This is a genomic window from Streptomyces corallincola (genome assembly GCF_019104725.1).
GTDB classification, from domain to species: Bacteria; Actinomycetota; Actinomycetes; order Streptomycetales; family Streptomycetaceae; genus Streptomyces; species Streptomyces corallincola.
In genome coordinates this window covers 178351-185973 of record NZ_JAHRXF010000007.1, presented here as the reverse complement: position 1 = coordinate 185973, position 7623 = coordinate 178351, and the positions used below count along the sequence as shown (strand labels likewise).

Below are 7623 nucleotides of genomic sequence, written 5' to 3'. Positions count from 1 at the left end.
GGGGGGGGGGGGGGGGGGGGGGGGGGGGGGGGGGGGGGGGGGGGGGGGGGGGGGGGGGGGGGGGGGGGGGGGTTCGGCGGGGCTGGGGGGGGGGGGGGGGGGGGGCCGGGGGGGCGGGGGTCGGGGGGGTCTCCCCCCTCGGCTCCCTGGGGTGGTCGGGTCCCGGAGGACGCGTGGGCGGGGTGGGGGCAGCGGGAGTACGCGGGTCGGCCGGGTCCGTGGGTTCGCCGGAAGGTGACCACATCGGGGGGTTGTGGGCGGCAGGGAGCGGGGGCATGGGCGGCACGGGAGGCACGGGAGGCATCGGTTGCGGCGCCGGATCGGGCGAGGCGGTACCGGTGGGGGTGTCAGCGGCGGCGCTGGTGCCGGTGTGGGTATCGGTGCCGGAAGCTCCCCGCTGGGGCGGGAAGACCGGCACTGCGGGTGGCGGCGAGATCACCGGCTCATCGGTTCGCGGTCCCGGAATCAGCGGCTCACCAGGTCCCACTCCGGACCGACCGGCACCCGTACCGGCGGCGCCCATGTCGGCGGCCGTCCCGGCGCCCGTACCGCTGTCGGCTCCGGTATCGGCTCCGCCGGGCGGCCCGTCCTCGTCGGTCAGCGCGTCGCGCGCCGAGGCGAAACGGTCGTCCAGGGAGTCGGGTGCCCCGGCGGGCCCCGTGTCCCCGGTGGCGTCGTCGTAAAGCTGTCCCCACCAGTCGTCATCGTGGCGGGCGGGCGTACCCCCCTGCTGGCTCATGCCTCCGATTGTCACCGCGCGGGGCAGATGGAAACGGGGCATCGGGAAAATCGGTCGCGCACACGCCCGCTTCGAACGGCATGGCGGGTGAGGGTCCGAACTCCCGTACGGGAAACCTCGTACGGGAACTCCGCGAGGGACAGGAGTGACGGCCGCCGGACGGCCCTACCCCCCACGGGAGGACCGCCCGGCGCCCATCCGGAGTGACCCCGCCCCGTATCCCCTGGCGCCGCTCGCCACCGGGGCTCAGGGTCACCGTCCCGTGCGGCCGTGCGCGCCCACTGGCGCGAAGCCGCCTGAGAATGGCCTGATAGTGGCTCGGTTTCCGTGAACACGGCGGGCAAACATCCGCCCGCCCGCTGTCTCGCGGTGGCTCCACCCTGGCAGACCCGCCGGGCCGGGGGCGAGCGCGTACGGCGGCGGATTCCCGCCGTGACAGGTTTCCGCCACCCGGCACAGCCCGCGTGACGCGACGCGACCTCCCCGCCGGGCATCGGGCCCGACCCCGACCCGTCCCCTGGGGGACGCGCTTCCCCGACCGGCCCCCGACCCCGGACTCCCCTACGAGACGCACGCCCCTGACCTGCGGCCCCCGCCTCCGTCCGGCACCCTGGGCAGATGGGACCGTGGGAACTCGGGCTGGTCGGGGTGATCATCGCGCTCGGTCTCGGCGGAGTGCTCGTCCCCGGGGTACCGGGGTCGTGGCTGGTGTGGGCGGGGGTGCTGTGGTGGGCGCTCAGCGATCCGCGCCCGCTGGCCTGGACGGTGCTGGTCGGGGCCACCCTCGTCCTGTTGCTGTCCCTCGCGGTGCGGACCGCGCTGCCCGCCCGCCGCTTCCGCCAGAGCGGCACCCCGCAGGACACGGTCGCGTACGCGGGCGTAGGCGGTGCCGTCGGCTTCGTCGTCCTCCCGGTGCTGGGCGCGCTGCCCGGTTTCCTGGCCGGGATCTACCTGCACGAACGGCTCCGCCTCGGCGGCCACGGCGAGGCGACGGCGGCCCTGCGCACGGCGATGCGGTCGGGGGGCTCGGCGGTGTTCGCGGAGTTCTTCGCGTGCCTGCTCATCGCGGGGGCGTGGCTGGGGGCGGTGGTGTGGGGGTGAGAGTGCCGAGGTGAGTGCGGGGATGAGTGCGGGCGTGACCCCGCGAACCGAACCCGCGGCCCATGCCCCGGCCCCCCGTCCCCGCCCTTCCCATCCCCCATCCCCCATCCCCCGTCGCCCGTCGCCCCGTCCTCCCGGGACCTCAGCGCGCCCCGCTGGAGACGAAGCTCGCGTCCGCCCCGACCCCCGCCACGGCGAACGGCCGCCGTACGAGGGCGCGGGCCACCGCGTCGGCGACGGCGGCGGCGCCCGCGTCGTTGAAGTGCAGGTGGTCACCGGGGTCGTAGCCGGGCCGGATGCGCGCGGGGGCGTACGGGTCGCGGACGACCGCGTCCACGTCCGCGACGGCGTCGAACAGGCCACCGGTCCGGATGAACGCGTTGACCCGCCGCCGTACGGCCTCGCGGGCGTCCGAGTAGCCGGAGTGGCCGTGATACGGGGTGAGGGTGAGGCCGATGACGCGGATGCCGCGCGCGTGGGCGCGGGCCACGAGGGCGCGGTAGGCGGCGGCGAACGCGTCCGGGTCGTCGGCGACCGGGGTGCCCTTGATGTCGTTGATGCCCTCGAACACGATCAGGACGCGTACCCCGGCCCGGTCGAGCGCGTCGGCGTCCAGGCGGGCGGCGGCACTGGGGCCGACGCCGTCGCGCAGCAGGCGGTTGCCCGCGATACCGGCGTTGAGCACGCCGAGGCGGGCGCGGCGGAGGTGCCCGGCGAGCAGATCGGGCCAGCGGTGGTTGGTGTCGGGCGTGGTGGCGGTGCCGTCGGTGAGGGAGTCCCCGAGGGCGACCAGGCTGCCGCCGCTCGGCCCGTGCACGTCCACACCGGTGACGTGGAACCAGGACTCGACGGTCCGGGTGTACGCCGACCCGTCCTCCTCGGCCGCGCGGCCGGGTCCGGCGGGCGCCAGGTAGCCGGTCTGGAGCGCGGTGCGGTGGTACGTCGCGGGGCCGCTGCCGGGGGTGGGCTGGACGGTGACCAGCAGGTCGGCGGCGCCCGGGACGCGCAGCGGGACGGGGTCGGTGAGCAGGTCGTGGCCGGGCGGGACGACGACGGTCGGCTCCCCGCCGAAGGTGGCGGTCCGCAGGCTGCCGGGCACGGCGTCCGCCGTGGCACCCCGGCGGAGCGCGACCGTCACGGCTTCCAGGCGCAGCGGAGCGGTGCCCAGCCGGTTGCTGACCCGGACCCGGACCGCGCTGCCGCCGACGCTGAGATGAACGACGTTGCGAACAGCCTTGTCCCGCGCGGCTGTCGAGGTCCCGGACGGTGCGGTCTCCCAGCTGCCCGTCCAGAGCGTGGGGGCGGTTCCGGTGCCCGAGGCGGTGGCGGTGGCCGCCCCGGCGAAGGCGAACGCCCACGGGTCCTCGGTGGCGGCGACGGCCTCCCGGCCGGGTACGACGGCTGCGGCCATGCCGCCCGGCAACGCTCCGACCAGGAGCGATACGAGAACCCGCCCGACCTTGTCCATACCGCACCCGCCCTTCCGGAGCCCGTCGCAGCAGACCGTGCCACATCGGCTCGGCAGGGCCGGGGAACCGCCGCGCGGGGTCCACCCGCACGGCGTAGCCGCAGGTCAGAGGGGTGATGCGATAGTCAGGCCGGGAGTACGCCTTCCAGGGTCAGCAGGTGGACCTTCCGGTCGAGTCCGCCCGCGTACCCGGTCAGGGTGCCGTCCGCGCCGATGACGCGGTGGCAGGGCCGGACGACGAGCAGCGGGTTGGCGCCGACCGCTCCGCCGACGGCGCGCACGGCCATCCGTGCCGCCCCGACCCGCCGCGCGATCTCCCCGTAGGTGACGGTCCCGCCGTACGGCACCTCGTCCAGCGCGGCCCAGACCCGCTCCCGGAACTCGGTGCCCCTGGCGCGCAACGGCAGCCGGAACACAGTGAGTTCACCCGCGAAGTAGGCACCGAGCTGCTCCTCTACGGCCCGGAACGGCCCGGTGTCCCGCCGCCAGCCCTCCAACACCGTCCGCCCGCCCTTCTGCCCCGGCACCGACAGCGAGGTGAGAGCGCCGTCGGGGTCGGCGGTGAGGAGCAGGGGGCCGAGCGGGGAGTCGGTCTCCGTCCAGTAGGTGGTGTCCATGAGGGTGCTCGGCTTTCTGTCGCGCTGTCCGACGGGGCCCGTAGGGGTGGCCCCGTACTGGGTCTGAGGTCCAGTGTCGGGCTTGCTGGCGGACGGGGCTGGCGGAAATCCGACAGGGAGAGGGGGTTGGGGGTGTGAGGGGGCAGGGGTGGCGGGGGTGGCCCCCTGGAGTGAGAGGGGGCCCACCCCCGTAGAGCCGCCGAAGCCCGAAGCTCGGTGTCCGGCGGCGGGCGGCGGGCGGCGGGCGGCGGGCGGCGGGCGGCGGGCGGCGGGCGGCGGGCGGCGGGCGGCGGGCGACGGATCGCGCCCTACGGCCTACGGATCACGGCCTACGGGATGTCGCATACAGAATCCCGAATCGCGGATGAAACCGCTGGCTACTCGTTACGGACTACTGGCGCTGCCACTGCCCGCCGCGCTTGGCCTCGGCGGCGGCGCGCCCCTCGGCGCCCCGGCGTTTCCAGTCCTTGCGGATCTCGGTGCGGAGGCGGGCGTCGGTCTTGGCGACGATCCGTTGGTTCTCGCGCAGGAGCTTGCGGTAGCTCTCCAGGCGGCGGGCGGGGAGCCGACCGTCGTCGAGGGCGGTGCGCACGGCACAGCCGGGCTCGCTCTCGTGGGCGCAGTCGTGGAAGCGGCACTCACGGGCCAGTTCCTCGATCTCGGAGAAGACCTGGCCGACCCCGCTGCTCGCGTCGTAGAGCCCGACGCCCCGCAGGCCGGGGGTGTCGATGAGGACGCCTCCGGTGGGCAGCGGGAGCAGATTGCGGGTGGTGGTGGTGTGCCGCCCCTTGCCGTCGATGTCCCGCGCGGCCCTGACGTCCATGATGTCGGCCCCGGCGAGGGCGTTGGCCAGCGTGGACTTGCCCGCGCCGGACTGCCCGAGCAGCACACTGGTCCCGCTGCCGACCAGGGCAACGAGGGTGTCCAGCCCTTCCCCGTGCAGCGCGCTGACGGTGAGCACCGGGACGCCCGGCGCCGTCGTCTCCACGTCCTGCACCAGGTGGGACAGCGTGACGGGGTCCGGCACGAGGTCGTCCTTGGTAAGCACGACGACCGGTTGGGCCCCGGACTCCCAGGCCAGCGCAAGAAACCGTTCGACCCGGCCGAGGTCCAGTTCGACGGCTAGGGAGACCGCGATGACCGCGTGATCGACGTTGGCCGCGAGGATCTGCCCCTCTGACCGCTTGGAGGAGGTGGAGCGTACGAAGGCGGTACGACGGGGCAGCAGGGTCCGTACGTACAGCGGATCGCTGCCTCCAGGATCGACGGCGACCCAGTCCCCCGTGCACACGACCTTCATCGGATCGCGGGGGACGACGAACTCGGTGTCGGCGCGGACGGTACCGGCCGGGGTGACGACGTCACACTGACCGCGGTCAACCCGGACAACGCGACCGGGCAGGAGTCCCTGCGCGGCGAACGGAGCGAACTCGGCCTCCCAGTGCGCGTCCCATCCGTACGGGGCGAGCGGATGCGCTGACGGAGCAGCCGAAGAAGAGAAAGACAAGGGGAAACCCTTCACAAAGGTGGCCCCGGCACCGCGCGCACGGGCGCGGACAAGGAGTGAGGTCAGCCGGAGACCACGGAGGAGAACTGGATGAACTTCCGGATGCGGGCCATGCCCAGCTCGACGACAGTCATCGGTCATCCCTCCTTGATCAACGCTCGGCCGACAACGGCGGTCGGCAGACCGCCTCGATGCGAAGCAGCCTAGGCGCGGCACGCGGCCGAAGGCCAACCCTTTTTCCGCCCAGGAGCCCTGCCCCTCACGCCACGAGCCTGCCGGTGAAGGATGTTCGGCGCTGCGCGGGCGATGTTCGTCAGGGTGGCGGAGGTGCGTCAATCAGCGGTGGCCATCGCCACCAGTTCCACCTCGAAGCCGTCCTGGTTCTCCAGGTAGGCCGCGTAGTGGGCGTCGCCTCCCGCGTGCGGGTGCAGTTCGGGGAACAGCGGGCGCCAGCCGTGCTGTAGCGCCTCGTCCGCCAGCGCTTCCACGGTCGCGGCGTCCCGGATGTGGAACGCGAGGTGGTTGAGCCCGGGACGGCACCGGTCGTGCCGGTCAGCGGTGAGGGCGGGTGACTGTTCGAGGACGAGGTAGGTCGGCCCGAGCCGCCAACTGCGCCCGGCGTCCCAGTCCTGGTGGACGGCGTACCCGAGCCGCTCCAGCAGCCAGCCGAGCGAGGCGGTGGCACGGGCGAGGTCCGGTACCCATATCTCGACGTGGTGCAGGGCTCCGTGCGGTGGCTGGGTCATGGGCCTCTGCTCCGTGAACGTGTCGTGGTGTGGTGGGCCCACATGGAGGCCCACCACCTGCATTGTCCGGTGACCATCTCGCCGCCTCTACGGGGTGCGACCGCGAGCGCGAGCCCGAGCCCGACGACCCGTACGGCGGCCACCCTCCCATCCGGGCCGACGCCTCTGCCGTCCGCCGGGCCACCGCCGGGTCCGCGACGTCCGGGAACAGCCCCACCAACGCGTCCGCAGCCTCGGGTACATCAGGGGCGGAAGCAGGCCACGCCCGGAACGAACGCGTCGCGGCCACGCGGGAGACGACACCTTGACCAAGGGCACAGAGGCCGCAGGGGAGCTGATTCCGGATGCCGACGGGGGCGCATGGCCCGCGCAGGGGAGCGTGACTCCGTCTTCCGTGCGCTGACCAAGAGACCCCGTCTCCCCACAGACGGTGCGGCGCAAAAGCGCGGTCCATATCGGACAACACTCGCTAATTCGCATGGCAATTGACTTGATAACGCCTTCGCCATATGGGCCCGCATATGCCCTGGGCATGCAAGAAAAACGCTTTCGGCGAACAGGTGCCCGGGCATTGACCGATCACATGGCGCCTTTCGAAAGATTTCCCTAGGGTGACCACGTGAATGGCTGAACTACGGGCAACCTGATTCAGGTCGATCCCATCGGTGCTACCGTGCCAGGGCCGAGAATCGCCCGTCTGTCCGACACATGGCACAGGCGGGCGACATGCTGAATGTCGCGGAAGCGACCGTCCGGAGAACTCAGAGGAATAGGGCGGCACACAGGCCGCCGAGGGGGGGCGTCATGAGCAATCCTTTTGACGACGAGACAGGCCGGTTCCTGGTGCTCGTGAACGACGAGGGCCAGCACTCGCTGTGGCCGGCCGATCTCACGGTTCCGGGCGGGTGGCGGAGCGACGGCCCGGAGCGGTCGCGGCAGGAGTGCCTGGAGGCGATCGAGGCCGCGTGGACGGACATGCGTCCGGCGAGCCTGGTGCGGGCGATGCAGTCCGAGGCCCGTTAGGCGCCGGGGAGGCAGGGCCGCCGGGCACGGCCCCTGACCTGACGGCACCGTCCTTGACCTGCCGGGCACCGTTCCTGACCTGCCCGGCGCGCTTCCCGATCGACCGGGCGCGGGTTCCCGGACAGTCGGGCTCGCGGTCGGCACGAGCCCGTGGCGGCCGGGTCAACGGCCTGGTGGAGCCGCGTCGGGACAGCTCTCGGGCCGACTGGATCTCACCGACGAACGGCGGTCCCATATCGCTCCACCGGCCGCTCCCACGCGGTTGCTGCGCTCCGCGGGCGGTGTCGCGCGGGGCGTGGCACCGAGCGTGGCCCCCTGCCCGGACCACCCCGCACGGACGGAACGGAGTGCGCCGTTCCGCTGTGCGCGTGCGCGCCGCCCTCACCCCACCTTCACCCCCCACCCCCTCCGACACTGCGGTG

At 73.6% G+C, this 7623-nt stretch carries 6 protein-coding genes; 2 read left to right on the top strand and 4 right to left on the bottom strand.

Annotated features, from left to right (window positions below; genetic code table 11):
* The first annotated feature begins 1357 nt into the window (after positions 1-1357).
* On the top strand, positions 1358-1840 hold the full coding sequence (locus tag KUM39_RS07970; protein WP_217784718.1) for a DUF456 domain-containing protein: 483 nt from the start codon (positions 1358-1360) through the stop codon (positions 1838-1840).
* Between the two features lie 142 nt (positions 1841-1982).
* Here the strand turns inward: KUM39_RS07970 and KUM39_RS07965 are convergent, their stop codons facing one another.
* The 4 genes from KUM39_RS07965 to KUM39_RS07950 form a co-directional block, all read right to left on the bottom strand.
* A complete protein-coding gene (locus tag KUM39_RS07965) occupies positions 1983-3251 on the bottom strand; it encodes a GDSL-type esterase/lipase family protein (RefSeq protein ID WP_217784717.1) in 1269 nt (422 codons plus the stop codon).
* A gap of 182 nt (positions 3252-3433) precedes the next feature.
* Positions 3434-3925 (bottom strand): methylated-DNA--[protein]-cysteine S-methyltransferase, encoded by a 492-nt coding sequence (locus KUM39_RS07960; protein ID WP_217784716.1) that lies wholly within the window; start codon positions 3923-3925, stop codon positions 3434-3436.
* A 391-nt stretch (positions 3926-4316) separates the two neighbouring features.
* Complete coding sequence (rsgA, locus tag KUM39_RS07955; protein ID WP_246619772.1) at positions 4317-5432, bottom strand: ribosome small subunit-dependent GTPase A; 1116 nt, start codon at positions 5430-5432, stop codon at positions 4317-4319.
* 332 nt (positions 5433-5764) lie between these two features.
* Positions 5765-6178: a VOC family protein gene (locus KUM39_RS07950; RefSeq protein WP_217784714.1), complete on the bottom strand. Its 414-nt coding sequence runs from the start codon at positions 6176-6178 to the stop codon at positions 5765-5767.
* Positions 6179-6982: 804 nt separating this feature from the next.
* Here KUM39_RS07950 and KUM39_RS07945 point away from each other — a divergent pair.
* Positions 6983-7201, top strand: a complete 219-nt coding sequence (locus KUM39_RS07945; RefSeq protein WP_217784713.1) for an MbtH family protein — start codon at positions 6983-6985, stop codon at positions 7199-7201.
* Positions 7202-7623: the final 422 nt, after the last annotated feature.

Excerpts from the sequence above, each read along its gene's own strand:
- KUM39_RS07965 (WP_217784717.1), bottom strand. The coding sequence starts at position 3,251 with ATGGCCGCAGCCGTCGTACCCGGCCGGGAGGCCGTCGCCGCCACCGAG.
- KUM39_RS07950 (WP_217784714.1), bottom strand. The coding sequence starts at position 6,178 with ATGACCCAGCCACCGCACGGAGCCCTGCACCACGTCGAGATATGGGTA.
- KUM39_RS07960 (WP_217784716.1), bottom strand. The coding sequence starts at position 3,925 with ATGGACACCACCTACTGGACGGAGACCGACTCCCCGCTCGGCCCCCTG.
- KUM39_RS07945 (WP_217784713.1), top strand. The coding sequence starts at position 6,983 with ATGAGCAATCCTTTTGACGACGAGACAGGCCGGTTCCTGGTGCTCGTG.
- KUM39_RS07970 (WP_217784718.1), top strand. The coding sequence starts at position 1,358 with ATGGGACCGTGGGAACTCGGGCTGGTCGGGGTGATCATCGCGCTCGGT.